This window comes from Pseudomonas sp. UBA5706 (assembly GCF_002419965.1).
In the GTDB taxonomy this organism is placed as follows: Bacteria; Pseudomonadota; Gammaproteobacteria; order Pseudomonadales; family Pseudomonadaceae; genus Aquipseudomonas.
Genome location: NZ_DIHC01000032.1, coordinates 1 through 25,755 on the forward strand (window position 1 = coordinate 1; position 25,755 = coordinate 25,755).

At 61.2% G+C, this 25,755-nt stretch carries 24 protein-coding genes; 12 read left to right on the plus strand and 12 right to left on the minus strand.

From position 1 onward, the window contains the following. The first annotated feature begins 545 nt into the window (after nt 1–545). From B3I26_RS14910 to cueR, 3 genes are all read left to right on the plus strand, one after another. The gene (locus B3I26_RS14910; protein ID WP_296258648.1) at nt 546–758 is read left to right on the plus strand and encodes a DUF6124 family protein; all 213 of its coding nucleotides are present in this window, start codon (nt 546–548) and stop codon (nt 756–758) included. A 163-nt stretch (nt 759–921) separates the two neighbouring features. Continuing rightward, the gene (locus B3I26_RS14915; protein WP_296258650.1) at nt 922–3,120 is read left to right on the plus strand and encodes a heavy metal translocating P-type ATPase; all 2,199 of its coding nucleotides are present in this window, start codon (nt 922–924) and stop codon (nt 3,118–3,120) included. After that, entirely contained in the window at nt 3,117–3,503 is a 387-nt protein-coding gene (cueR, locus tag B3I26_RS14920) for a Cu(I)-responsive transcriptional regulator (RefSeq protein WP_296258652.1), read from the plus strand. Before B3I26_RS14915 ends, cueR begins: the two co-directional genes overlap by 4 nt. Before the next feature lie 172 nt (nt 3,504–3,675). Here the strand turns inward: cueR and B3I26_RS14925 are convergent, their stop codons facing one another. From B3I26_RS14925 to B3I26_RS14935, 3 genes are all read right to left on the minus strand, one after another. Then, the gene (locus tag B3I26_RS14925; RefSeq protein ID WP_296258653.1) at nt 3,676–4,569 is read right to left on the minus strand and encodes a PA4780 family RIO1-like protein kinase; all 894 of its coding nucleotides are present in this window, start codon (nt 4,567–4,569) and stop codon (nt 3,676–3,678) included. A gap of 297 nt (nt 4,570–4,866) precedes the next feature. After that, entirely contained in the window at nt 4,867–5,670 is an 804-nt protein-coding gene (locus tag B3I26_RS14930) for an AraC family transcriptional regulator (RefSeq protein WP_296258654.1), read from the minus strand. Nucleotides 5,671–5,958: 288 nt separating this feature from the next. Next, a complete protein-coding gene (locus B3I26_RS14935) occupies nt 5,959–7,236 on the minus strand; it encodes an acetyl-CoA C-acetyltransferase (protein WP_296258655.1) in 1,278 nt (425 codons plus the stop codon). 104 nt (nt 7,237–7,340) lie between these two features. Here B3I26_RS14935 and B3I26_RS14940 point away from each other — a divergent pair, with 104 nt between their 5' ends. The 7 genes from B3I26_RS14940 (at nt 7,341) to B3I26_RS14970 (ending at nt 14,325) form a co-directional block, all read left to right on the plus strand. Next, entirely contained in the window at nt 7,341–8,696 is a 1,356-nt protein-coding gene (locus B3I26_RS14940) for a 3-oxoacyl-ACP reductase (RefSeq protein ID WP_296258656.1), read from the plus strand. A 131-nt stretch (nt 8,697–8,827) separates the two neighbouring features. Then, nucleotides 8,828–9,685 carry a MaoC/PaaZ C-terminal domain-containing protein gene (locus tag B3I26_RS14945; RefSeq protein WP_296258657.1) on the plus strand — a complete coding sequence of 286 codons (858 nt, stop codon included), beginning with the start codon at nt 8,828–8,830 and terminating at the stop codon, nt 9,683–9,685. Between the two features lie 215 nt (nt 9,686–9,900). Continuing rightward, on the plus strand, nt 9,901–10,209 hold the full coding sequence (locus B3I26_RS14950) for a nucleotide pyrophosphohydrolase (protein WP_296258658.1): 309 nt from the start codon (nt 9,901–9,903) through the stop codon (nt 10,207–10,209). Continuing rightward, the gene (locus tag B3I26_RS14955; RefSeq protein ID WP_296258660.1) at nt 10,202–10,951 is read left to right on the plus strand and encodes a methyltransferase domain-containing protein; all 750 of its coding nucleotides are present in this window, start codon (nt 10,202–10,204) and stop codon (nt 10,949–10,951) included. The genes B3I26_RS14950 and B3I26_RS14955 overlap by 8 nt, the downstream gene beginning before the upstream one ends. A gap of 20 nt (nt 10,952–10,971) precedes the next feature. Continuing rightward, nucleotides 10,972–11,613, plus strand: coding sequence for a DUF4136 domain-containing protein (locus tag B3I26_RS14960; protein WP_296258661.1), 642 nt, complete (start codon nt 10,972–10,974; stop codon nt 11,611–11,613). Nucleotides 11,614–11,644: 31 nt separating this feature from the next. After that, nucleotides 11,645–12,208, plus strand: coding sequence for a DUF4136 domain-containing protein (locus B3I26_RS14965; RefSeq protein WP_296258662.1), 564 nt, complete (start codon nt 11,645–11,647; stop codon nt 12,206–12,208). Nucleotides 12,209–12,411: 203 nt separating this feature from the next. Continuing rightward, on the plus strand, nt 12,412–14,325 hold the full coding sequence (locus B3I26_RS14970) for a pilus assembly protein TadG-related protein (RefSeq protein WP_296258663.1): 1,914 nt from the start codon (nt 12,412–12,414) through the stop codon (nt 14,323–14,325). Between the two features lie 45 nt (nt 14,326–14,370). On the opposite strand, the gene B3I26_RS14975 is transcribed toward B3I26_RS14970, so the two are convergent. Both B3I26_RS14975 and B3I26_RS14980 read right to left on the minus strand, forming a co-directional pair. Continuing rightward, nucleotides 14,371–17,136: a PAS domain-containing sensor histidine kinase gene (locus B3I26_RS14975; protein ID WP_296258664.1), complete on the minus strand. Its 2,766-nt coding sequence runs from the start codon at nt 17,134–17,136 to the stop codon at nt 14,371–14,373. Beyond that, nucleotides 17,126–17,596 carry a TadE/TadG family type IV pilus assembly protein gene (locus tag B3I26_RS14980; RefSeq protein ID WP_296258775.1) on the minus strand — a complete coding sequence of 157 codons (471 nt, stop codon included), beginning with the start codon at nt 17,594–17,596 and terminating at the stop codon, nt 17,126–17,128. The genes B3I26_RS14975 and B3I26_RS14980 overlap by 11 nt, the downstream gene beginning before the upstream one ends. Nucleotides 17,597–17,671: 75 nt before the next feature. On the opposite strand from B3I26_RS14980, the gene B3I26_RS14985 reads away from it, so the two are divergent. Next, nucleotides 17,672–18,142 carry a prepilin peptidase gene (locus B3I26_RS14985; RefSeq protein ID WP_296258665.1) on the plus strand — a complete coding sequence of 157 codons (471 nt, stop codon included), beginning with the start codon at nt 17,672–17,674 and terminating at the stop codon, nt 18,140–18,142. Nucleotides 18,143–18,294: 152 nt separating this feature from the next. Then, nucleotides 18,295–19,065, plus strand: coding sequence for a response regulator transcription factor (locus B3I26_RS14990; RefSeq protein ID WP_296258666.1), 771 nt, complete (start codon nt 18,295–18,297; stop codon nt 19,063–19,065). 164 nt (nt 19,066–19,229) lie between these two features. Here the strand turns inward: B3I26_RS14990 and B3I26_RS14995 are convergent, their stop codons facing one another. From B3I26_RS14995 to B3I26_RS15025, 7 genes are read right to left on the minus strand one after another with little or no spacing between them, the layout of a single operon-like run. After that, the gene (locus B3I26_RS14995) at nt 19,230–19,508 is read right to left on the minus strand and encodes a DUF3613 domain-containing protein (protein WP_296258667.1); all 279 of its coding nucleotides are present in this window, start codon (nt 19,506–19,508) and stop codon (nt 19,230–19,232) included. Continuing rightward, nucleotides 19,505–20,230, minus strand: coding sequence for a tetratricopeptide repeat protein (locus B3I26_RS15000; RefSeq protein ID WP_296258668.1), 726 nt, complete (start codon nt 20,228–20,230; stop codon nt 19,505–19,507). Before B3I26_RS15000 ends, B3I26_RS14995 begins: the two co-directional genes overlap by 4 nt. 9 nt (nt 20,231–20,239) lie before the next feature. Next, nucleotides 20,240–21,127 (minus strand): type II secretion system F family protein, encoded by an 888-nt coding sequence (locus tag B3I26_RS15005; protein WP_296258669.1) that lies wholly within the window; start codon nt 21,125–21,127, stop codon nt 20,240–20,242. A gap of 1 nt (nt 21,128) precedes the next feature. Continuing rightward, nucleotides 21,129–22,013 (minus strand): type II secretion system F family protein, encoded by an 885-nt coding sequence (locus B3I26_RS15010; protein ID WP_296258776.1) that lies wholly within the window; start codon nt 22,011–22,013, stop codon nt 21,129–21,131. Between the two features lie 20 nt (nt 22,014–22,033). Then, nucleotides 22,034–23,293, minus strand: coding sequence for a CpaF family protein (locus B3I26_RS15015; protein WP_296258670.1), 1,260 nt, complete (start codon nt 23,291–23,293; stop codon nt 22,034–22,036). Then, nucleotides 23,290–24,489, minus strand: a complete 1,200-nt coding sequence (locus B3I26_RS15020) for an AAA family ATPase (RefSeq protein WP_296258671.1) — start codon at nt 24,487–24,489, stop codon at nt 23,290–23,292. The genes B3I26_RS15015 and B3I26_RS15020 overlap by 4 nt, the downstream gene beginning before the upstream one ends. Next, nucleotides 24,486–25,742 (minus strand): type II and III secretion system protein family protein, encoded by a 1,257-nt coding sequence (locus B3I26_RS15025; RefSeq protein ID WP_296258672.1) that lies wholly within the window; start codon nt 25,740–25,742, stop codon nt 24,486–24,488. Before B3I26_RS15025 ends, B3I26_RS15020 begins: the two co-directional genes overlap by 4 nt. Nucleotides 25,743–25,755: the final 13 nt, after the last annotated feature.

Sequence of the window (25,755 nt, forward strand, 5' to 3'; positions counted from 1 at the left end):
CCCGGACACTAGTGACGCTCTTCGTGGGAACGATCAGCCAGCCGTCAGTCTCTCGTCGGGCCGAAGATGCATGGACTCCACCGCACCTGTGGGCTTCTGGATCCGTGCGACAGTGGCGAATGTGGCAGGTCAGGCATTCCATCTATACCGGACTTCATGCATTCGCTGCGGTCATCACGCCAGATGTTGGTCCCAGAGGTGGACGGCTCATTAGCCATCTTCTGCAACAAAAATCCCCGCCTGTAGGCTGTTTCTTACAGCCCAATCTCTTTCTTGTGAAAGGTATTTCCTAGAAACTCCTACCCGCTTGTGCTTGCCGATTTCGATCTCTAGGCTGCGTCGGTCACTGAAAATCAGTGGCCGGGTTTAGCAGCCTGTAGACCTTTCGAGCTAGGCGACACCACCTTATGGTGGCTTTGCGCGGGGCACCTTTGGGTGCGCCGGGTTTGGCTCTATGGTCTCGGTCTGCTAACCCGTGTCAAAGCCGCCACCCTCTTTCGTTTAGCAGCGACTGTTCGGTGGCCCCAACACCATAGAGCTGAGAAATGAAAAAAGTCACCCCAGACCCGCCCGACAAAACCCTCGAAGAATCCCTCGCCCACGTCTCGGGCCTATTGCGCTGCGCCACGGCATCGGCCTGTGAAAGCGCCGAAAACCTCACAGGCGTCAAACGCGACCTGGCCTTCTCTGTCGTGCACCTGATCGACATGGCCAGAGCCGTCGTCGATCGCTCACTGGACCAACTGGACGTCCGCTGACCGTCGTCTGCCGCTGCTACGCGGCAGACCCAGCGACTGCGGCCCAAAACCAACACTCTCCCTGTCGTTCTGTGCACAGCCATGTTTTTTAAAACTGGCTGTTGACCTTGTCCACGTGGCAAGGTTGATGCTTGCTGGCAATCGCTTCCAAGGAGTGCCCGGAATGCCCAGTCCCGATATGTTCGATCTGCCGATCACCGGCATGACCTGTGCCAGTTGCGCGGGCCGTGTAGAGCGCGCACTGCGCAAGGTCCCCGGTGTAAAAAATGCCACGGTCAACCTCGCCAACGAACGCGCCCACGTAGAAGTGCTCGAGCCGATAGACCCGGCCAGCCTGATTGCCGCGGTCGATAAAGCAGGCTACGGCGCCAGCCTGGAGCAGGACTACGCCGTTCAGCAGGCCGATCAACTCAAACGTCACGACATCGAACGCTGGCACCTCATCCTCGCTATCGTGCTCGCCTTGCCTCTGGTGCTGCCGATGTTGTTGCAACCGCTGGGCGTGCACTGGATGTTGCCGGCATCGGTGCAGTTTGTTCTGGCGACACCGGTGCAGTTCGTCCTGGGTGCTCGCTTCTACGTCGCAGCCTTCAAAGCCCTACGTGCCGGTGCCGGCAATATGGACCTGCTGGTCGCGCTGGGCACCAGTGCAAGTTACGGCTTGAGCCTGTATCAATGGCTCGCCGCCGGCCCCGGCGGCATGCCGCACCTCTACTTCGAAGCCTCCGCCGTTGTGATCGCGCTGGTGCTGTTGGGCAAATACCTGGAAAGCAGCGCCAAACGACAAACCGCCAGCGCGATTCGGGCGCTGGAAGCGTTGCGGCCGGAACGGGCTATTCAAGTCATCGATGGTCAGGAACGGGATGTCGCGATCAGCGCGCTGAAAGTGGGTGATCAAGTGCTGGTTAAACCCGGCGAGCGCTTTCCAGTGGACGGCGAAGTCATAGAAGGCCAGAGCCATGCCGATGAGGCATTGATCAGCGGCGAAAGCCTGCCGGTTGCCAAGCAGCCCGGCGACAAGGTGACGGGCGGGGCCATCAATGGCGAGGGGCGGTTGCTGGTGCAGACCCAGGCATTGGGTGCGCAGACCGTGTTGGCGCGCATCATTCGGTTGGTCGAGGATGCACAGTCGGCCAAGGCACCGATTCAAAAGCTGGTGGATAAGGTCAGTCAGGTATTCGTACCCGTGGTCCTGCTCGTGGCGGTCGTCACGCTGGTGGGTTGGCTGGCGGCGGGCGCTTCATCGGAGGCCGCGCTGATCAACGCGGTGGCGGTGTTGGTCATCGCCTGCCCTTGTGCATTGGGGCTGGCAACACCGACGGCGATCATGGCCGGCACCGGCGTTGCAGCGCGTCACGGGATTCTGATCAAGGACGCCGAAGCCTTGGAGCGTGCCCACCAAGTCACTGCGGTGGTGTTCGACAAAACCGGAACGTTGACGTCCGGGACGCCGCGTATCGCGCACCTGAGCGCGGTCAATAACGACGAAAATACCCTGTTGCAACTGGCGGGCGCGCTGCAACTGGGCAGCGAACATTCGTTGGCCAAAGCGGTGCTGGACATGGCCTACGAACGGGGCCTGACACTGGAAGCGGTTAGCAACAGCCGAGCCCTGCCCGGGCGCGGGATTGCGGGCACCGTACAGGGCCGCGAGCTGGCGCTGGGTAATCGTCGGCTACTGGAAGAAAGCCAACTGGCGCCGGATGGCCTGGCTGAGTCAGCTCAACACTGGGAGGCAGAAGGCCGCACGCTGTCCTGGCTGGTCGAGCTGAGCCCAAAGCGACAGGTGCTCGGTCTGTTCGCCTTTGGCGACACGCTTAAAACTGGCGCTGCGCAAACCGTCGAGCAACTGACCGCGCGCCACATCAGCACTCACCTGCTAACCGGCGACAACCGCGGCAGCGCTAACGTCGTGGCACAAGCGCTAGGCATCGACGATGTACACGCTGAAGTCCTGCCTGCCGACAAGGCCGCGACGATTATCGCGCTGAAGAAAACCGCGGTGGTCGCGATGGTCGGCGATGGCATCAACGACGCCCCCGCCCTTGCCGCTGCTGACGTCGGCATCGCCATGGGCGGCGGCACCGATGTCGCCATGCACGCCTCGGGCATCACCCTCATGCGCGGCGACCCTCGCTTGATCCCGGCCGCGCTGGACATCAGCCGCAAGACCTACGCAAAGATCCGCCAGAACCTGTTCTGGGCCTTCGTCTACAACCTTATCGGCATTCCCCTTGCAGCGTTTGGCCTGCTCAACCCGGTGCTGGCGGGTGCAGCCATGGCGTTGTCGAGCGTCAGCGTCGTGAGCAATGCGCTATTGCTCAAGACCTGGAAGCCGGACGACACGGGAGATAAGCCATGAACATCGGCCAAGCCGCCAAAAGCAGTGGCCTGAGTGCCAAGATGATTCGCTATTACGAGTCCATTGGCCTGCTTCCCGCCGCGACCCGCACAGACAGCGGCTATCGGTTGTATGGCAAGGACGAGTTGCACACGCTCGCCTTCATTAAACGCTCCCGAGACCTGGGCTTCTCGCTGGAGGAAGTCGGCAAACTGCTGACCCTCTGGCAGGACCGCCAGCGGGCCAGCGCCGATGTGAAGGCTCTCGCCTGTCAGCACATTGCCAAATTGAATCAAAAGATCAGCGAACTGGCAGGGTTGCGGGATACCTTGCTGGATCTGGCAACGCATTGCCAGGGAGATGATCGGCCGGAGTGTCCGATATTGAGGAATTTGGAATCGTAACGGTTTAGATGTGCGAGTGACGTCAATTGCGAAATCGCCTGCCGAACGCAATGAACATCAACACTCACGATCATTATGAAAACATCCGCCAAGCGTTAACATCTTGATCCGACACTCGCTGCGCACTAAGGGCTAAAGCGCTGGCATCGGCCAGCGCTGTGCTCATCGCCCCTTACTGCATCCAGGGCGGAGGCGGTTCCTCAGCCTTGCCCGGTGGCGCATCATCCTCTGCCTTGGCAGCCTGACGCCGCGCCTCATCACGTTGGGCCGCTTCGATCTCGCGCAACACGCTACCCACGTCTGCTACCTCATCGGTGTCCGCAAACTCTCCGGTGAGTACGGTCGCCGGCGACAGGGTGCCGGCTTCGTAGTAAGCCCACATCTCTTTGGCGAAGCGGGTTTTTTTCAGCTCCGGGGCAAAGCGGCCGAAGTAGGAAGCCATATTGCCGACATCCCGCTCAAGCATGCTGAACGCGTGGTTGTTGCCCGCAGCGTCCACTGCTTGCGGCAGGTCGATGATCACCGGGCCATCGGGCGACAGCAGCACATTGAACTCGGACAGGTCGCCATGCACCAGGCCGGTACATAACATCAGCACGATCTGTTGAATCAGGAAGGCGTGATACTCACGCGCTTGATCAGGATCGAGCGTGACGTCGTTCAAGCGTGGCGCTGCGTCGCCGTACTCATCCGACACCATTTCCATCAGCAGCACGCCTTCGAGGAAGTCGTACGGCTTTGGTACCCTGACGCCCGCGCCGGCGAGGCGGAACAAGGCCGCCACTTCGGCGTTCTGCCAGGCGTCTTCGGTTTCCTTGCGTCCGAACTTGGAGCCCTTCGCCATGGCCCGAGCCTGACGACTGTTGCGCACCTTGCGGCCTTCCTGATACTCCGCAGCCTGACGGAAACTACGTTTGTTGGCCTCCTTATAAACCTTCGCGCAGCGCAGCTCGTTGCCACAGCGCACTACATAAACAGCTGCCTCTTTGCCGCTCATGAGCGGGCGCAGCACCTCGTCTACCAGACCGTCTTCGATCAGGGGTTCAATGCGTTTTGGAGTCTTCATCGGCTTTTATTCTGGGTCCTTCGTGGCCAAACACGCGATTGTTGCTCGTTATACGGCAATCTTCCGCCAGCGAGTAGGGGCATATGTATTGAGTCATGGATTCGATTTCAAACCAGACGTTCCCAGGATCGAGCCAAGCACCTTTCATGCCGGGCGCAGGATAGTCCAATCCTGGTGATTACAGAGGCGCCAGCTGTGAGCGGATATATCGCCCCGATCCCGCCGATCAGACCATGCCGGTTGCCGCGCGGGCATAAAAAAAATGGGCTTCGCAGGCGCTTGAGCGGCGATCAGTGACTACCTGAACAACTCCCCCGGAGTAAGCCCGAATAAACCCTTGAATGCCGCGATGAACGCGGAAGTTGACTCGTAACCGCACTCAAGGGCGGTGCAGGTCACGCTGTCCCCCTCCTCCAGCGCGTTGAGCGAAGCCAGCAGTCTCGCTCTCTGCCGCCAGCCTCTGAAACTCAAGCCCGTCTCACGCTGGAACAGCCGCATCAGGGTCTTTTCCGACATATTCAGACGTGCTGCCCAACCAGCGAGCGTGACGTTCTGGCCAGGCTCTTCGACCAGCTCGTTGCACAGCGAAAGCAAACGGTTATGACGTGGAAGCGGCAGGGAAAACCCGACTTCCGGCAGGTTCGCCAGTTGGTCGAGCAACACCTGGACCAGTCGCGTTTCAGGGCTGTCGTGCTCGGGATAATCGGCGGGGAGCAGACAGAAGGTTTTGATCAGCTCGCGGGCCAGGGGCGTGACTTCCAGCACTCGACAGCGATCCGCTGCCCAGAGGCAGTCCTGGGTGCGGACGTACAGGCTGCGCATTTCGGCGCGGGTCGAGGTGATGACTTCGTGATCCAGCCCTGCAGGAATCCATACTCCCCATTGCGGCGGCGCGAAGAAGCTGCCCTGTTCGGTGTGCACCCCGAGCACGCCGCTAATGGCGTAGGAAAACTGCACCCATTCGTGGCGATGGGTCGGCGTCCATGAGCCAGCACCGAGGCTTTCCGCGCGGGCATACAGCGGGCGCGGCAGCTCGGTAAGCGTCGGTATCAGCCTTTGGGTGACGGGGTTGCGCAAAGAGGATTGTCCGTTTTTCGGCATGGGCGGGCCTTGTGTCGAGAGAAGGCAGTTTACGGCGCTGTCGCCCCCCCGACGAGACCCGCCATAGGCACAGACCTCTTTCGCCGACCGACCGGCTACAGGAAAAGGGGGGTGGATCAGCTCAAGCTTCGGTTATGCCCAGAGGGCGCAATTTGAAGCCGTTCGACTACGCCGCATCAGGCAGACTCAGCCTGCGTATGTGCTGCCAGTGAAAGGCAGACCGTTTGCAAGCTAACCTGCCGCTCCCTTCGGCCAGAATCAAAACAGGGGCAGCAAACTGATTGCGCCTTACCGCTCAAGAATCGCCGTGACACCTTGCCCACCGGCCGCGCAGATCGAGATCAAGCCCCTGCCCTGCCCCGCCACACTGAGCAACTTGGCCAGGTTGGCGACGATCCGTCCACCCGTAGCGGCAAAGGGGTGGCCTGCGGCCAGGGAGCTGCCCTTGACATTGAGTTTGCTACGGTCGATCGAACCCAGCGGTGTTTCCAGGCCCAGACGCGCTTTGCAGTATTCGGGGTCTTCCCAAGCCTTGAGTGTGCACAGTACCTGGGCGGCGAATGCTTCGTGAATTTCGTAATAGTCAAAATCCTGCAGGCTCAGGCCATTTCGAGCTAGCAAGCGCGGCACGGCATAGACCGGCGCCATCAGCAAGCCCTCGTCGCCACGCACGAAATCCACCGCTGCCGCCTCGCCATCGCGCCAATAAGCCAATACCGGCAACCCGCGCTCCCTGGCCCAGTCTTCGCTGGCGAGCAATACCAGCGAAGCGCCGTCGGTAAGCGGCGTGGAGTTACCGGCCGTCAATGTACCTTTCGCACTGCGCTCGTACGCAGGCTTGAGCGATGCAAGCTTTTCAAGGGTGGCATCAACGCGCAGATTGTTGTCCCGCGTCAGACCGTTGAAGGGCGTGAGCAGGTCGTCCTGCCAGCCTGCGGCATAAGCGGCTGCCATTTTCTGGTGACTCTCCAACGTCAACCGATCCTGCGCCTCACGGGGAATCTGCCAAGTCTGCGCCATCAGCTCGCAATGCTGCCCCATCGATAATCCCGTGCGCGGCTCGCCATTGCGCGGCAGCTCTGGCTTGAGGTTGTGCAGGCGCAGCTGGGTCAGCGCCTTGAACTTGTCGCCCGTGCTTTTGCTGCGATTGACCTGCAACAGGATTTGCCGCAAATCTTCATTTACGCCGATAGGCGCGTCCGACGTGGTATCGACACCACCAGCAATGCCGCATTCGATCTGACCCAACGCAATCTTGTTGGCCACCAGCAATGCCGCTTCCAGCCCGGTGCCGCAGGCTTGCTGAATATCGTAAGCGGGTGTCTGTGGCGACAGGCGCGATCCCAGCACGCACTCGCGGGTCAGGTTGAAATCCCGCGAATGCTTGAGCACAGCCCCTGCTACAACTTCGCCCATGCGCAGGCCGTGCAGGTTGAAACGCTCGATCAAGCCTTCCAGTGCGGCGGTCAGCATGTCCTGGTTACTGGCGGTGGCATAGGCGCCATTGGAGCGAGCGAACGGAATCCGATTACCCCCAACGATGGCCACGCGGCGTGTCTGACTCATTGAAATCTCCCTTTCTTGTGCGAGCTGATCAGCTCAAGAGCGTAGGACTTATTACCCGATAGTGCGGTCCATTTCTTTGAACCCCGACTCAAGGAGAGTGTTCCATGGCATCTGATCGCTACATTGACTTCGCCAACTCGGACATCGGTCGCCGATTGGTAGGAGCCGTGGGGCTGCCTGCGCCAGCGCGTCTGGAACGCTGGCAGGCTGGACGTCTGCGCCCGGTGGAAGGGGCCTTGCTGTTGAGTTCGGGGCCGTTGGCGCAACGGGTCAGCAGCTTTGCACCCCGCATGACCGATCTGCTTTTCAGCTTTGGCGCGCAGGTCAGCGACGCACACCCCTGGACCGAGGATCAGGGCTCGAAAATCAAAGCCGTGGTCTTTGATGCCAGCACCCTGCTACACACCTCGCAACTGGCCCGGTTGCGCGAATTCTTTCACCCCGTGCTGCGCCACCTGGAGCACAGCGCGCACATCGTGATTCTGGGCCGCGCGCCCGATACCCAGGCCGATCCGCTAGCGGCCAGCACGCAGCAGGCCCTTGAAGGCTTCAGTCGTTCGCTGGCCAAGGAAATGCGCAATGGCGGCACGGTCCAGCTGCTGCAGATAGACGAAGGCGCCGAGGATCAACTCGAAGGCGCGTTGCGCTTCTTCCTGTCGCCGAAAAGCGCGTTCATCTCCGGACAGGTGATCCGACTGAGCGCCTGCCCGAGCAAGGTGCAGGACTGGAGCCGCCCGCTGGCCGGGCGCAAGGCGCTGGTCACCGGCGCTGCACGCGGGATTGGCGCGGCGATTGCCGAGACGCTGGCGCGCGATGGCGCACACGTCGTATTGCTCGACGTGCCCCAGGCCAAGTCCGATCTCGATGCCTTGGCCGCGCGCCTTGGCGGCCAATCGCTGGTGCTGGACATCTGCGCGCCGGATGCGGCAGCACAACTGGTCGAACACATCCCGGGCGGCCTCGACATCCTCGTGCACAACGCAGGGATTACCCGGGACAAAACCCTGGCCAACATGACGGCTGACTTGTGGGACTCAGTGCTTAACGTCAACCTCAATGCGCCGCAGTTGCTGACACAAGCGCTGCTCGACGCAGGCGCGCTGCACGACAACGGCAGCGTGATCCTGATGGCCTCGATCAGCGGCCTGGCGGGCAACCGCGGGCAAACCAACTACGCCACCAGCAAGGCCGGGCTGATCGGCCTGGCCAGAGCCATGGCTCCGTTGCTCAAGGAGCGTGGCATCAGCATCAATGCAGTGGCGCCCGGTTTCATCGAGACCAGCATGACCGCACACATGCCGTTTGCCATACGTGAGGGCGGTCGGCGCATGAGTTCGCTGGGACAGGGAGGATTGCCACAGGATGTGGCCGAAGCCGTGGCATGGTTGGGTCAGCCCGGCAGCGGCTCGGTCAGTGGCCAAGTGCTCAGAGTGTGTGGGCAAAGCCTGATCGGCGCCTGAGTTCCGGGGCGCTGCTGACTGCGATCGCTGCAGCAGCCTGGCTTGCCAACGGCGGCTCTGCAACGCCATCGTGGGCAGGCCGTCCTGCTACAGGCGTCAGGGAACGTGTGGATAACAACGGGAGAAAGTCGATGAGTGGACATTGGCATTATCTGGACAGCCCACCCGCGCTGCCGGGTCTGTTCATGCAGGCGGCGATGCGGCGAAAAGTCACCGGCACCCGTCTGCCCGATTTAGGCCTGCGCTGCTGGGTCTCGGTAGATCCCGACAAGGTCAATGCCTTTGCCAAGGTCTGCGGATTTATCCCCGGTAGCCTGTTGCCGCCGACCTATCCACACGTTCTGGCGTTCCCGCTGCAGATGAAGTTGCTCACCGACAAGGACTTCCCCTTCCCACTATTGGGGCTGATCCATGTGCAAAACCGGATCAGCATTCGACGGCCGCTGGGCGGCGTGGCAAAGGCGCAGGTCAGCGTGCGTGTGGCGGACTTGCGGCCTCATGCCAAGGGCGCGACGTTCAACCTGATCACGCAGTTCGAGGACGCTCTTGGCCTGCTCTGGGAAGAGCACAGCACCATGCTCTGCCGGGGCGTGAATATCGAGGGCGAGCTCGCCACTGCACCTGAGCGCGAGCGGTTGCCGATCACTGAACTGGCGAACTGGTATGCACCGGCCGATATCGGTCGCCAATACGCCAGGGTTAGCGGAGATTACAACCCGATCCACTTAAGCGACATCAGTGCCAGGCTTTTTGGCTTCCCCACGGCCATTGCCCATGGCCTGTGGATGAAAAGCCGCGCTCTCGCTGCGCTGGACGATCATCTTCCGGCCTCAAACGTCGACATCTCGGTGGAGTTTCACAAGCCGGTGCGGTTGCCGAGCGAGGTGACGCTCTCTGCAAGCGCTGCGGGGTCCCACGGGCAGCTGAAGGTCGAAGGTCGGGAAGGGATTGTGCACCTGGTGGGCAGCTGGCAGCCGGCCTCGGAGTGAGCGCAGTGCGAACGTCGGCGCAGCAGCGCGACTAATTGACGGCGGCGTCAGCCCAATGGCTGCCGCTGGCAAGCCGCGCTGCTGCAAATCCTCAAGCATCTGCTGCTTGGCGCGCCTGACGTACACTGCGCGTCAGCATCCCTGGAAAATCCAGCGGCTTTACTTGATTCGCGCCACCATCCCCCTGAAGCTACGCACCTTCAGGAGACCTGCCCATGAACCTCGACGAACTCACCCAACGCCTGCATCGCATCCGCGATCACAACGACTGGCGGCAATTTCACAGCCCCAAGAATCTGGCCATGGCTGCCAGTGTGGAAATGGCTGAGCTGGTAGAAATCTTCCAGTGGAAAACCGAGGACCAGTCGCGACAACTGCCCGCCGAAACGTTGGCCCATGCTGGTCAGGAAGTGGGCGACATCGTGCTGTATCTGCTGCTGATGTGCAGCGAGTTGGGCCTGGACATGAATGAAGTGGTGCGCGCCAAACTGGCCGACAGCGAACGGCGGTTCATCAATGAGTGATCGTCACTTCGACCAACTGGCAACGCGCTTCGCCGAAAAGATCTACGGCGGCGCCAAAGGTGCCATTCGCCTTGCCGTGCTGCAGGCCGATATGAAGGAAGTCCTGCCGGACCGTCCCTTGCGGGTGCTGGACATCGGTGCGGGCCTGGGCAATATGTCGTTGTGGCTGGCCGAACAGGGCCACGAGGTCACGCTGGCTGAGCCCGCCGAACCCATGCTGGAGGGCGCTCGGCAACGTTTCGCCGAGGTCGGGCAGTCGGCGACTTTCATTCAAGCGCCTTGGCAGGCGCTGCCCGGGCAACTGGATGAACCCTACGATCTGGTGCTGTGCCACGCCGTGCTGGAATGGCTGGCCGAGCCCCACGCGATTCTCCCGGTACTGCGCCAGCTGACCAAGGCCGATGGTTGGCTGTCGCTGGCTTTTTATAACCGCGATGCGCTGATTTACCGCAATCTTCTCAAGGGCCATTTCCGCAAGATGCGCCGAAACACCCTGGCCGGTGAAAAACACAGCCTGACCCCGCAACAACCGCTTGATCCGCGGGACTTAGCGGCGCACCTTGAGGGTCTGTGGCGAGTCGAAACCCAGAGTGGCGTCCGGGTTTTCCACGACTACATGCCGGTGGAGTTTCAGGCCAGGGCTGAACTCGCGGACGTGCTGGAAATGGAACTCGCTCATCGTCGCCACCCGGCTTTTGCCGGGCTGGGACGTTATCTGCACTGGATGTGCCGACCTGTTTGAGGCTATCTGCGGAGACCACCATGAAACGCTGCCCCGCTTTGCTGACCCTTTGCCCGCCCCTGTGCATAGCCCTTGCCGCCTGCCAGAGCCCTAATCCTTACACTGCCGTTTCCGCGGCGGTGCCACCTGCCCCGCCGCAAGCTGCCCATGCGATCGACATGAGCGCTTACCCGGCCGCGCCTCGGGATTACGGGCGCTACCGCAACTGGACCTGGCTCAACAGCCAACTACCGCCCGGCACGCAGTGGGCGGATTCGGCGCAAGTCGCCGAAGCAGTGAGCAATGGACTGGATCAACGAGGTTTGCGTCCTTCGCGCGCCCCTCAGGCGGCAGACCTGCAAGTGGCTGCCGAGACCCGGATGGAAACCCGACTGCGCCAGGTGCGCGAGGATTATTACGATCCCTACTATGGCGGCGCGGGCGCTGGTTATTACGGGGGCAACGGCTATCGCGGCGGCTATGGCGGATACGCCAGCGTACCGGTGGTGCGCACCTACCAAGAACAGGTAGTGGTGGTGAGCATCAGCCTGTTCGATGCCCGCAGCGGCCAACCGGTGTGGAGCGCCAGTGCCGAAACCGGCAGCGCGGGCGATCAATCCGATCGCGCCAAGGCATTGCGTCAGGCCGTGCAGCGCGCCTTGAGCGCCTATCCCCCTTCTTAGCCCCGTCTTACATCGTTTCTGGAGAACCATCATGTTGCGCTGTATCGCTGTCGTGTGTGTTGCCCTGCTGCTCGCTGCGTGTCAGACCGATCGGGTCAATCGTGACTTCGATGCCAAGCGCGACTTCGGCGGGTACAGAAGCTGGGCCTGGAAAGAGCCGGGCCTGCAATATCAACCCAATGACCCGCGTATCAAGAGTGATCTGACCGAGCAACGCATCCGCCAGGCGGTCAGCGAACAGCTCGATCAACGCGGTCTGCGCATGAGCGCGCCCGGGACCAAGGCAGACGTACAGGTGCAAGCCTGGCTTGTCGTCGAGACCCGTCAGCAGATGGTCACCACAAATTACGGCGGTGGTTACTGGGGCAACCCCTGGGGCGGCTATTGGGGCGGGCCTATCGGCACCGAGACGCGCAATGTCGATTACAGGGTCTCGACCCTGCAGATCGATATGCTGGACGGCAAGGACGGCAAACTGGTATGGCGCGCCAGCTCCGAGCAGGTCATGAACGACACCAGCGATAACCCCGCCGCCCGCGAACTTGCGTTGCGCCAGACCGTACAGAAAATTCTTCAGCAATACCCTCCGCGCTGATCAACAGCTGCCGGGCAAAAGCCGGTGTGGCGCTGGCCACTGTAGCCGTCAGGCCTGCCGACGCAGACGAGTTCACGTCCGTCCCTCGCCAGCAAGCCGCGCGGCTACCGTTCAAACGCGTTAAACCCGGCATATTTGCAAAGCTCGAACTACACTCCCTGCATCTCGGGCGAGTGGCGACGGCTTTGCCGAAGGAGTGCTGGATGTCTCCCCTGATGTGCCCCTGCCCGCTTCGCAAAAGGCAACGTGGTGCCATAGGCTTGATAGCCGCCCTGACGATGGCGCTGGCGTTGTTATGCACCCTGGTGGTGGTCGACAGCGGCCGGCTCTATCTTGAAAAACGGAACTTGCAGCGCGTGGCCGACATGGCAGCTCTGGAGGCGGCGAGCCTGGGTGGTACCTGCACGGGAAGCAGCACCGCCAGCAGCTATGCCATCCAAAGTGCCACGCGCAATGGTTTCCCCGTTACCGACAGCAGCCGCGTTCTGACGACCCGCTGCGGCACCCTCACCACGGCCGCCGATAGCCGCCGCAGCTTTGCCGTCGATGCCTCGCGATCGGACGCCATCCAGGTCACTGCCAGTCATACCGTCGCTCGCAGCATTGCCGCAGGCATCGGCGCACTGTTCCAACGTACCCCGTCTGCGGCCAACATCCAGCTCAGCGCCATTGCCGTGGCCACACCGCCCTTGCCGCCGTTGGCGCAACTGACGATCAGAAGCACCTTGGCAGACGTCAACAGCGACAACGGTAATCTGCTGAACGCCCTCTGGGGCGGACTGTTGGGTGGCTCGTTGAACGTTTCTCTCACGGGATGGCAAGGCCTGATGAACGCTAACATCAACATGCTCAACTATCTGAACCAACTGGCCCTGGATGTCGGGGTCAAGGCAGGGGATTACACATCGTTGCTGGGTACCGATATCACGGTTTCGCAATTGCTCACTACGGCGGTGAAGGTGTTGCCTCAGGGCAACTCGGCGGCTCAGGCCGCGATCACTAACCTGTTGAGTGCCGGCGCCATTGCTGCAGGTACGCGGATAAAACTGCAAGGCCTGCTGACCGTGCAAAACGGTCTGCCACAGGCGGCGCTCGACACTAGCCTAAACCTGTTCCAGCTGGTGCAAGCCTTCGTTCAAGTAGCCAACAGCAGCAGCGCTCTTGCAGCGACGGTTCCCGCCAATGTCCTGGGTGTGGCAGGCGCCGTCGTGCAGGTGAAGATCATCGAACCACCGCAGTTGACGGCCTTAGGCAATCCTGTTCTGGCCAAAGCCAACCCTACCGGGCCGAATCAGATTTACGTGAAAACGGCACAGGTGCGGATACTGATCAGCGCCGATGTGGGTCCGGGGCTCAGTACCACGCTTACCGCTTTGAACAAATCCCTGTCCGCGCTTGGGCTATCACTCTTGGGGGCCGACGTGAAAATGTTGCCCAATGGCTCGACTGTCGATATCAGCATTGAAGCTGCCAAAGCCAGTAGCTATGTGACCGATTTCACCTGCGACAGCGACGCGACTAAAACCCTTACCACCAGCACTACCACCGCAGCGTTGGTCACCAAGGTCGGCAGCATCGCCAACAAATCGGCCTGGACGTCTTCTTCTAGCGCCATGAGCGTGCAGGAATTGCCGATTCTGGATATAGGGACGACCAGTTGCACGGTCCTGCCGCGCGTTTGCCAGCCAAGGGTGGCCTATGGTGGCGGTGGGCTCGGTGTGCTGGTCGGCGGCTCAGGGCCTAACGACGGCAGTGTGCTGGGCCTGACTCAGTCGTTCACGCACGTCAAACCGGCGGAAATACACAAGCCCCCCGCCTCTTATCAGTCCTTCAAGAGCGATAACCTTGTCGGCAGTCTCAACAATACGTTAGGCAGCATTCATCTGATCTATCACAAACCCACCAGCGTGACGCTGCCGTCGACCGTGCTGGGAACGCTGACCTCCATCCTGACAACGGCAGTCAGTACCATCGGCGGGGTGATCAATGGCGTGTTGGCGCCGCTGGTCGATCCTATCGTCAATCAGGTTCTGACCACACTCGGCATCAATCTGGCCTCGGTCGATGTCGGGCCTAACCTCAGTTGTCATCCGGGGCAGGCAATATTGGTGATCTGAAAATGCTCGCCATGCACGCCGGCAGTCCCATACAGCGTGCCCCTTTCACCCCCGCACAATTGGCAGCGCGATACGGAAGCAAGCTCCCTCACTGCCGTTACTCACGGTCAGCCGTCCGCCCATTTGCTCGACGATGCCGTAGCTCACCGATAAACCCAGCCCCGTGCCCACACCGACCGGCTTGGTGGTAAAAAACGGCTCGAAGATGCGTTCAAGCAGACGAGGATCGATACCGCCACCGTTATCCTCGACCACCAGCCAGATCGTCTGCTCGTCCTGTTCCACCTGCAGCGCAATCCAGGGCTCGAAGTCGGTGTCCTTTTCGCGTTTGGAAAGCAGCGCGTCACGGGCGTTGACCATCAGGTTGATCAGCACCTGCTCGAGCTGATCGACATGTCCACGCACCCTCACCCGTGGCCCGGGCTCGGCGGCACGCAGCTGCACACCCTTGCCCTTCATCCCCTCGGCCAGCATGTTCAGGCTGCCGTCCACCGCATCGATCGGATCGAACACCTGTTGCTCGATTTCCGAACGCCGACCGAATACCCGCATGTGGTCGACCACCCGTGCTGCACGCTGCACCTGGGAGTCGATACGGGTGAGTTTGTCGGTCAGGTAATCTACGTCTACGTTGCCGCTGCTCAGGCGCTTGAGCACGTTGACCACCGCCATGCGCATGACATTGAGCGGCTGATTGATCTCATGCGCCAGGCCTGTGGCCATTTCGCCAAGGGTTGCCATTTTTGCGCTCTGGTTAAGCTGCATCCGGGTGCGGCGGATTTCCGTGTTGTCGCGGCCCACCGCCTGAATTTCGATCAGCTCGCCACGCTCATCGAACACCCCACGGTCGGCCCATATCCACCAGGCATGTTCGCGCCCGGGCAATTCGAGGCAAATTTCGGAAGTGCTCATCGGCGCCTGCGGCGACAACTCGGCAATACGCTGCAGGAAGGCCTCTTTCTGTTCGGCGGAAAACCACGCTCCCAGGTTCATACCGGGCAACTGGGCCGGTGTGCATTCCAGGTAATCTGCCAGCGGCCGGTTGCCAAAACTGAGCACCAGGTCCGGCGTGTAGCGACAGATCATGGCAGGCGAGTCTTCCACCAGAATCCGGTAGCGCTCCTCGCTTTCACGCACGCGCTCAGTGGCCTGGGTCGCGTCCGTAACATCCAGCCACAAGCCGACGGCCTCCACGGGCATGCCCAAGTCATCACGCAATAGCCGCGCTTCATCGAGCAGCCAGTGGTATTCGCCTTTTTTGTCACGCAAGCGATACCGGCAACTGACCACGCCCTCGCGCAACAGCTGACGGGTGCGCTGAAACCAGATGTCGCGATCGTCGGGGTGAATATAGTGAGTGAGCTGCCCCGCGCTGCATTCGGCCTGACTCCACCCCAGCAGCGGCGTCAGGCTGGCGCTGAAGAAAGTCGGCTCCAGACTGCCCTGGTCGTAGCCGAGCACGTAGATAACTGCAGGCGAACTGGCAATCAGGTTATCGAGCCGGGCATGGGCGGCTGCAGCCTGGGTCTCCTGATTCTTGATGTCGCTGACATCAAGCATGAAGCCCAGCACCCGGCGCGTCTGCCCGCTGACCAGCACCTGACCCTGAATTCGCAGCCAAACCGTAGGTTGGGCGGGATCGTCCTGACGCAGCCTGACGCACGCCAGCAGGGGCGCTGCATGCTCGCGCAACAGGGTGAGGCGGCTTTGCAGTTCATGGCGATCGGCGGGATGAATTAACTGCAGCCACTGCGCCAGAGGTATCACGTCGCAGTTATCCGGCAGGCCAAGGGTGCGTGCCAGTTGCGGCGCAAGCTGTATCTGCTCGCCTTGGGGGAGCAATTCCCACCAGCCGGTGCCGAGCAGGTCCTGCAACACCGCCAGGCGCTCCAGTTGATGCAGGTGCATCTGGTCGGCATGCCGATAGAGAATCGGCCCGGCCAGTGCCGAACACAGGTTCATCCACTCCCGATCGCCCAATTCCGGAGCCTGTGCCGACGCGTCGTAGAAACCGAACAACAGCCACGCCTTGGCCGAGCCTGCCTTGTGATGCGGCACCAGGAAGGCTTGCGAATTGCCGAACGCACTTTGCAGATGCACCAGGGAGGTCCGTGTGTCGAAGTCGATCTGATGAGTGACGGTGCCTTTGAGCGAATCGAGATCAGCGCCCAGGCGCTGGTTGTATTGCCACAGCTGCGGCGCGGTGTGCGCGTTGTAATGCGCATAGATACGCCAACCGGCACCTTCCGGCTCAGCGAGCGCCAGGGCCAGACAGGGAACCCGATAGCTTTGCGCCAGCTCTTCCAGTTGCTCGGCCGCCATCGCTTGCAGACGATCGATATGGCAGCCACGGACCTTTTCCGCCACTTGTTCGGCCAGACGCAGGCACTGTTGACGGCTCTGTGCGACATTGGCTTCTTCCATCAGATCGCCGATGTCCAGCAATTGCAAAAGCCAGTGGTCCGCCTGCGCCTGGACCCAGCCGCGGGTGTGCAACACCTGCCCATCGAGACGCCGAAAATCCAGATCAAGCATGTGCCCCTGCCATTCCTGAGGCGTACCTTCGACCACCAGCGCACTGCTGGGCATCAGATAGCCCAGCAGGCGCTGCGGCGGGGTCGATGCAGCGGCCAGCCCCAACGCGTTGCGCAGGGGTTTGCTGATGCTGGTCACGTGCCCGTCCTGATTGAGCTGCATGTGCCAGTCGGCACTGGCCGGAGCGGGATCGACCACCTGCGGCTCGGGTTCGGGTTCGGAAGGTGCATCGGCACGTCCGAGCCAGCGATTGAGAAGTTCCTTTTTAAGGGGCAAGTTGCAGGCTCGCTTCTGCAGAAAGGTAGGTGGGCAGGTTCGGTACGTCGCCGATTCCGGGCAACTTCAAAACCGGCACGACATGGGTCAGCTTGCTTTTGGGGTAATCGATGCGAACCCTGAGCAGCTTTCCATCGAAGGTGATCGCCGCGTCGGAAGCGGCATTGAACGCAATTGCCGGCGGGAGCCAGGACAGCTGGCTGGTCAATGCCGTCGTCGCCTGGGTGGTGACGAGATTGGCATAATCGGCGGCACTGGTGCCGGCGCCGGGGCTGATGGCGACGCTTTGGCGAACAGCCTCGGCGGTCGCATTGTTGAAGGACTGCATCATCAGCAACGGCAGGCTATAGGTCACCAGCCCGTAAAAAATCGCGAAGAAGATCACGAACACCAACGCGAATTCGATGGCCGCTGCGCCGCGTTGCCTGGCGGAACAAAACTTGCGGGGGATACTGCGCATGCCGACGTCTACCCTGACAGTGCTACCGTGCATGGAGCATAGATTCTTTACAGAAAACAGGACGTGTTTTACCCAATGAATTTATTTTTTCTACTGCTGTGGTTTGCCGTTTGCGCGGACCAGGACGCGCGCAGCAGGCGGGTTTCAAACGTATTGACCCTGGGTGCCGGGCTGTTGGCGCTGGTTTATCTGCTGATCAACGGTAGCAGTTGGCTGGGTGCGCCGATGCCGCAGGCAGGCTGGGCGTTGTTGCTGACCCTGGGGCTCACACTGCCCGGTTATGCGTTGGGCAGGCTCGGTGCGGGGGATGTGAAATTGCTGGCGGCCTTGGCGCTCGCCAGTGATCAGTTGCATGTGCTGGGAACGTTCATCGGCGCTGGCGTGGCCCACATTGTGTGGCTGATGACGCGTCAAAAAGTCTGGCCCCATGCCGGTCAATGGGTTACGGCTCGCTACTCTCACCTCGTACCGCAAGCGTCAAACAAACTGCCTTTCGTGCCTTTTTTGTTCGTCGGTTTCCTCATCACTGCGTTTTGGATCCGCTAGTCGAATTGCCATCACACTCTATGTACATAGTAGGAAAGTGCGTCTAGTTTTGTTCCCACGCCCGGGCAGAGAACTGTCCTGCAGTGGATTGCCATAACGGATAGGCAAGGTCCCGGGCCGGGTTCGGTCGTAGTCGCAGCAGGGAGTCGCGCGTGAACAATCAATCGGCAGTCAAGGTTCTGGTGGTCGACGATCAGCCATTGATCGTTGACGAAATCAAAGAGTTTCTGGACAGCAGTGGGTACAGTTGCGTGCCTTGCTATTCCAGTCGAGAAGCATTGGAGCGGTTTCGCAACGACACCACCATCGCCATCGTTCTGTGTGATCTGGATATGCCAGGTTTGAACGGGATTGAGCTGGTGGAAGCCATGAAAGTGCTGGCGGGCAAGCAACGTCTCTTCGAATCGATCATGCTGACCGGCCGCGCTGAAAAACAGGACGTGATCAAGGCGCTGCGGGCGGGGATCGCCGATTACTACCAAAAACCGGTGGACCTGAATGAATTGCTCGAAGGAGTCAAGCGCCAGGAGGAATCGCTTGGAGAAAGGGCCAAGAATGTGCAACACCTTGGCCATCTCAACGACAAGCTACAGTTCCTGGCGGCCTCGATCGACGACCTCTACCAGGACCTGGATAAGTCCCGACAAATCGCTCAGGCAACGGTGGCGTCCGAAGGCGACGCCGAATCAGAAATCCCGGCCATCTTCGATCCACTCTCCCCCCGGCAACTGGACGTCGCCAGGCTGGTGAGCAAGGGCCAGACCAACTATCAGATCGCCTGCGAACTGGGGATCACCGAAAACACCGTCAAACTCTACGTGTCGCAAATTTTGCGTCTGACCCACTTGCACAACCGGACCCAGCTGGCGCTGGCTCTGTCGCCCAACAACAACGCCGCAAGGGGGCGGGTGACTGCGCATTAGAAGGCCGCGGGGCAGTCAGGTGAGCGCTGCGTGAATACCGCGCTCGCAGCTGTCGTACCTGCGTTCTCTCACTCAGTGATTACACCTTGCAGATCATCACTCTCCCCGCGTAGCGACCGGCGGTGGCGCTCCCGAGCATCCCACCGCAGGCACGCGGCCCTCTGTCAATTTCTCCCGGCACTCCCTGACCCGGACGAACTTTCTTCCTTTTTGCGCTCATAAAACTCAGGAATCGGGTGCTGGTAGCTGTTGAGCCAGCGCTGCAGGCTCAGGTCCCGCTCGGCGGGCGCCTGGGGCTGGGGAAGGTTCGAGGCAGCCCTGCCGCTGGCTTGCAGCTGCAGCCAGGCCTCCGTCTGCTTCTGAGAAGATGCGTCCGGTTCGATCGCCATGGCGGGCACGCTCAGGGCCAGCAGCCACAGGCCATTCAACAGCACGTTTTTCATGGATGTCTCCCGGCAGCGGCGGTCGGATCGGTGGCCACGGCAACCTTGTCCGGTCTGATCGTGGCACCGGGTGTGGTTTTGAGTTTTTCTGCACGGGCCTGGGCGTCGTTTACCTGTTCAGGCGATAGCCCTAGCCGTGAGACCCACTCGGCAGCCTGCGTCCAGTCGTCCTGATAGATCAGCAACGTCACCATATTCAGCGCCGCCAGGTTGTCCTGTTGCTTGAGTTCCATCGCGGTGAGGAACTGGAAGCGCGCCTGCTCAAGTTTGCGCTGATTGAGGTAAACCACCCCAAGATCGTTGCGGATTTTCTCGTCGGTGGGCGACAGTTTTACCGCCGCCTGCAGGTGCCTCAGCGCCGCATCGTTATCGCCTCGCGCCACGGCAAGTTGCCCCAGGCCGTGTTCGCCTTCGGCCGCGCGACAGGTGCCCAGAAGGCTTTTGTACAGCGGTTCGGCTTCATCGCTGCCCAATAGACGCAGCACCCGCGCCTTGCGCAGCCGAACCTCGGCCAAATTCGACGGCAGCCCTTCCAGGTGCGCCAGGCTTGCATGCAGGCGTCCTTCGTCCGCCATGTCCTGTGCCATGTTCAGCGCCAGTTCCTGATCGGAGGTGGGTTTGCCACAGCTGCTCCCGGTGGCCTGTGCCAGCCAGGGCGCACTGCCATCGCTGGCGCAACCACCGAGCAGCACCAGGCCCAATGCCGCAATCACTGCTTTCATTCGACCTCCCTAATGCGAACCCAATGCCTTGCCGATGGCGATAAAGCCCGGCCCGGCCAGTACGATCAACAACGCTGGAAACAGAAACACCATCATCACCACCGACATTTTTGCCGACAGCTTGGAGATGTACTCCTGCAAGCGCGTCAGACGACGGTCATCGATCAACTGCTTGAGCGCCAGCAGCGACTTCATCGCCCCGCCGCCCTGTTGAATCAGTTGATTGAGAATCACGCAGGTGTCACTGAACTCGTCGACCGCCAACACCGAGGCCATCTTGGTCAGCTCGTTGCCCAGCTCAAGGCCTGAATCAACGCGCACCAGCATCAGTCGCAGCTCCGACGACAACACGGGCAACAGCCGTTGGCCTTCATTGCCGAGCACACGCAGCGCCTGTTCAACCGCCATGCCGGACTCGAACAGGATGCGCAACAACGGAATGAATACGGAAATCTCCGCCACGACCTGCTTTTGTCGGCGCGCCGCCGCCTGCGCAAGCACTCGCTTGGGCGCCAGATAACCCAGGCCAAGGGCAAACAGGGGCGCCATGACCGGGTACGTGATGTCCGAGAAAAACAGCATCTGGATAGCCATGACCAGGCAGAGCGTCACCACGGGCACCCCCACCTGACACGCCGCGAATAGCGATCGCTGGCTGGCCCGGCGCCAGCCGATGCGGTTGAGCAGGACCTGGGTTTCACTGTCCAGACTAACCGCGCGCTGCCCCAGAGGACTGTCGCCGAGCAGGCGCATCAGCGTACCGACCCGACTGTCGCGCACCATCACGCCTTGCAGGCGCGACATCACTACGCGCTCGTTGCGTCGTTGGCGAGCGACCGTTAGCAACAGGAAAAACCCGGCGGCCACAAACATCAACCCACTGAGCAGCAAGGCCATATCAAATGCTCCGCATCATCCGCCACAGTGCCAGGCATCCCAAGGTCTGCATGGCAAACGCAACCATCAGCATCGTCCTGCCGCTGTCGTCATTCCACATGTGCAGCAGGTAGCTGGGGTTTGCGATCAAAAAGTACGCCACCATGCCCACCGGCAGCAGCGCCAGCACCACGGAGGTCATGCGGGTTTCTCCGGTCATCGCCTTGAGCTGCCGCGTCGCCTGTTCGCGCTCGCGGATCAGCCGGATCAGGTTGTCCAGCAACTCACTGGCGTTGCCGCCATAGCGGTGGTTGACCCGTAACCCCATGGCGAACAGCTGAAACTCATCACGCTCGTACAGCTCGGCAAAGTCCTGAACCGCATCCGGCAGGGGCACACCCAATTGCACGTTGCGCTTGATCCGCGACATTGCCTCGTTCAGCGGATACCCCGCAGAGTCGATCCCGTGCAATACCGCATCCCCCAAGGTGCGACCGGATTTCAGGCTGCGCACGGCATGATCGAGCAATGGCGGCAGTTGCTCGATCATGCGGCGCACGCGGCGCTGATAACGAAAGCTGACATACAGGCGCAGCAGGATCACAGGCAACAGCACGCCCAGCGCCAGCCCGAACCCTTCGTCGAGCACATAGCCCACCAGCATCGTTACCAACCAGATGGTCAAGGCCAATGGCAGGCGCTCGGTAGGGCGACCCAGGCCGGCACGCAAAAAAGCGCGTTCAATGCGCGCAAGGCCCGGGCTCGACGCCGCAGACTCAGGTCGGCCCAACGACAGACGCGACATGATTCGCTCGTTGGCCCCCTGGTTCAGGCCGCGATAGAACAGATAAAACGACAGGCCCATCAGCAACATGAACACCAGCCCGAGGATGATTGCCCCTTTCACCATGAACCTCCGTGGCTCATTTAGTAGTCCATGTGCCGCAGCTTGTCGCCGGCAGGGTTGATGGCCTCTCGCAGGAAGCCGAAGCCCGAGCGCCGGTCGAGCCGGAATAGGGTGTTGGTGACGTAGACGTCATCGCGCACGCCTACCACTTCCACGACCTCGCTGACGCAACGCCGGCCATCGGGCATGCGCGTCAGCTGGATGATCACGTCAAGCGCTGCGCAGATCATCTGCCGCAGGGTTTTCTCGGCGATCTGCCGGCCCGTCAGGCCCACCAGGGTTTCCAATCGCAACAGGGCATCCTGGGCGTTGTTGGCGTGCACGGTACTCATCGAGCCGTCGTGACCGGTGTTCATGGCCGTCAGCACGTCGAGCACTTCCACGCCGCGAATCTCGCCGAGGATGATTCGGTCCGGACGCATCCGCAGCGCGTTGCGGATCAGGTCGCTGGAACGCACCTCACCGTGGCCTTCGGCATTGGGTGGCCGCGTTTCCAGGCGTACCACGTGAGGGTGCCCAAGCTGCAATTCGGCGACGTCTTCGATGGTCACCAGGCGTTGCTGGGTTTGAATCATCTGGCTCAGGACATTGAGCATGGTGGTCTTGCCCGTGCCCGTACCGCCGCTGATGAGGATGTTGCAGCGCTTGCTCACGGCGCTTTCCAGAAACTCGTAAATCGGTTGGTCGATGGTCTGCATGGCGACCAGGTCGGCGCTCTTGAGCATGTCCTTGCGGAATTTCCGAATCGATACACAGGGGCCATCCAGCGCAATCGGCGGGATGATGGCGTTGACCCGGCTGCCATCGGGCAGGCGCGCATCGACCATCGGCGAAGACTCATCCAGACGCCTGCCCAGCGGCGCAAGAATGCGCTGAATCACTCGCTCGACGTGGTGCGAATCGATAAAGCGCAAGTCCGAGTGATGCAACACGCCGTCGCGCTCGATGAACACTTTGTTCGGGCCGTTGACCAGAATCTCGGTAACCGACTTGTCGCGCAGCAGCACTTCGAGTGGGCCGAAGCCGGTGAGCTCATCCACCAGTTCCTCGGCCAGACGCTCCATTTCGTAGCGCGAAACCGCCAGGCGCAAGCGCGCCACGTACTCGGCGACCTTGTCGGCGACGAACTGGGCCAGTGCCGTGCGCGTGCCCTCCAGCAGGTTGCGCCCGCTCTCTTCGATGGCATCGATGATGTAGCGATGCAGGACCAGCTTCAGGCCCTGGCCGTCGCCTCCTTCCTGCGGGCGGGCTGAAACGCCAAAGAGTTTTTCACCTTTCATTTACGCTCCCCCAATAGACGTCCCAGCCAACCTTCGCGCTTTTTTTCCGAGGCCGGTGCGTGACTGGCCAGCCGTTCGCCAAGGGTGCGCAGACCGGTGCTCAGGGACTCGCGCGGTGAGATTTCGAACAATGCCAGCCCCTGATTTTTTGCGTTCAGGCGCAGTTCCGGGCTCAGCGGCAGCACCGCCATCGCGGGCAGGCCAAAGGTCTTCTCCAGCGCCTGTGAATTGGGGGTGACGTGGCGCATGTATTTGTCCACCAATAAACCTCCTTGTTGCAGCTTCAGACCCTTCTCGCGCCAAAGCGTGAGAATCGCCAGGTTGCGGCGGCACTCGATGACGTTCTGGTCGACGTACCACAGCAACTGATCGCAATGGGCAACGAAGGTCCGTAACGACTGACTGTCCGGTTGCCCGACCAGATTGACGACCACGTGCTGGAAATGCTGACGCAGGGCGCTGAGCAACATGTACAGCTCCGCCGCGCTGGTGTGCTCCAGTGACATGTCATCGTCGCCGTAGGCCAGAATGCGCAACTGAGAGGGATGAACCGTGAAGGCACTGTCGATCAACGTTGAGTCCAGGCGACGCAGGTGGCGCAGTGCGTCGCCGAAGTTGAACGAGGATTCAAGGCTTAGCATCGCCAGACTGTCGCCCCGGGGCATGCCCAGATCCAGCAACAAGGTGCGCTGCCCTTTCTGCTGCGCCACCAGCGCCAGATGTGCCGACACCAACGCGCCGTCGCCATCGCATTGCGCGCCATAGATGACGGTCAGGCTGCCCATGTTCGGATTGGGAGCAGCTGCAGGCAGGCGTTTACTCAGGCGCCGAACCAACCCTGCGACCTCACTGGACCGCGAGCCATAGGCCACGAAATCCCGCGCACCGGCGCGCATGGCATTGAGTACCAACTGGTTATCCATGCCATCGCCAAGGGCCACGATGGCTAGCATCGGCTTGGCTTCCAGCGCACCTTCGATCAGCGCGCTCTGGTTCACCAGGTGCTCCCGATCAAGCCCCACGAACACCACGCTGGCAAAGGTCACGTCGACCAGCGCGAGCAGTTCGTCGAGGCTGCCGGTCCCGGCACTGACCACCTGCCCAAGCGGCAACAGCGCGGCCTGCAGCCATTCCAGATCGGTGTTATTGCGGGTGATGGCCAGGAAGGTCTGGCTCAGGCTGGGTCCCTGGCTCATTGGGATAACCCGCTACGGCGATCGAAACGGCCGTTTTCCAGAAAGTACAGGTTGAGAAAGCTCGGGTCGTAGTTGCGCAGTCCTTCTCCCGGCAACGATGGCAGCGGGGCGTTGACCGCCATCGGCTGAACCAGATGCGGGGTGACGATCATCAGCAATTCACGCTCGTCGCGGTTGATTTGCGAGCTGCGAAACAGCGCCCCCAGGATCGGGATGTCGCCAAGGCCCGGGAACTTGTCCACCGCCGCGATATTGCTGGTGTTGATCAAACCGCTGATGACGAAGCTTTCGCCATCGGCCAGCGACACGCTGGTGTCGGTCCTGCGCACGTTCAGCGCAGGAACCGTCGTCCCGGCGATGGTCACGCCGGCGCTAAAGTCCAGTTCGCTGACCTCAGGGGCGACTTTCAGCACAATGCGATGACGCCCCACCACCGTCGGCGTCAGGGTCAGACGCACACCGTATTCCTTGTACTCGATGGAAATGCCGTTGCTTTCACCATTGGGCACCGGCACTGGAAACTCGCCGCCGGCCAGAAAGCTTGCGCTCTGCCCGCTGAGGGCGACCAGGCTAGGCCGGGCCAGGGTGTAGGCGAACCCGCTGCTTTCCATGGCATTGAGCATGCCGAGCACTTTGCTGCTGCCGCCGCCCCAGACGATGTTGAAGGTGTTGTTGTTCAACGCAATACCCGGCTGCGTTTTGCCTACGGATCCCGGCGTCACGCTCACGCCCGGCACAGTACCGGGCGCGCCGAACAGGAAGTTGTTCGACCCCCTGCCAAAGATCGAGGTGCTGGCTTCCTTGAGCTTGGTTCGGCTGACCTCGACGAAACGGATGTCGGTCTGCACCTGACTGGGCAGCAGCGGGTCTTCGGAGGGCGGCAGCTGCGCGTCGGTCAATGCGGCTTTGGCGGTGCCGCGCACGAACACCATGCTTTGGCGGGGCGAGGTGGAGCAGGCGGTCCAGATCATCAAGCTGGTGGTGCCAGGCCCAACGCCGGTCAGCAGGAAGCCGCCGTTATCGTCACCGTTGACGTGCACATCGGCAATCTTCGGATCGCCCACCGCCAGGCGCGTAATGGCAACGGGCGAACGAACGTCCTGTTGCACCCCTTGAACGATTTCCATCGCCGCAGGCATGGCCGACAACGTCGAGCATCCCGCAGGCGCTGCCATTGCCAGGCCCTGGCACAGCCCCGCAGACACCAAGGCCAATACGATGCGATTCGCTACCGGTTTGAAACAGCTGCTCATCAAATGCAATCCT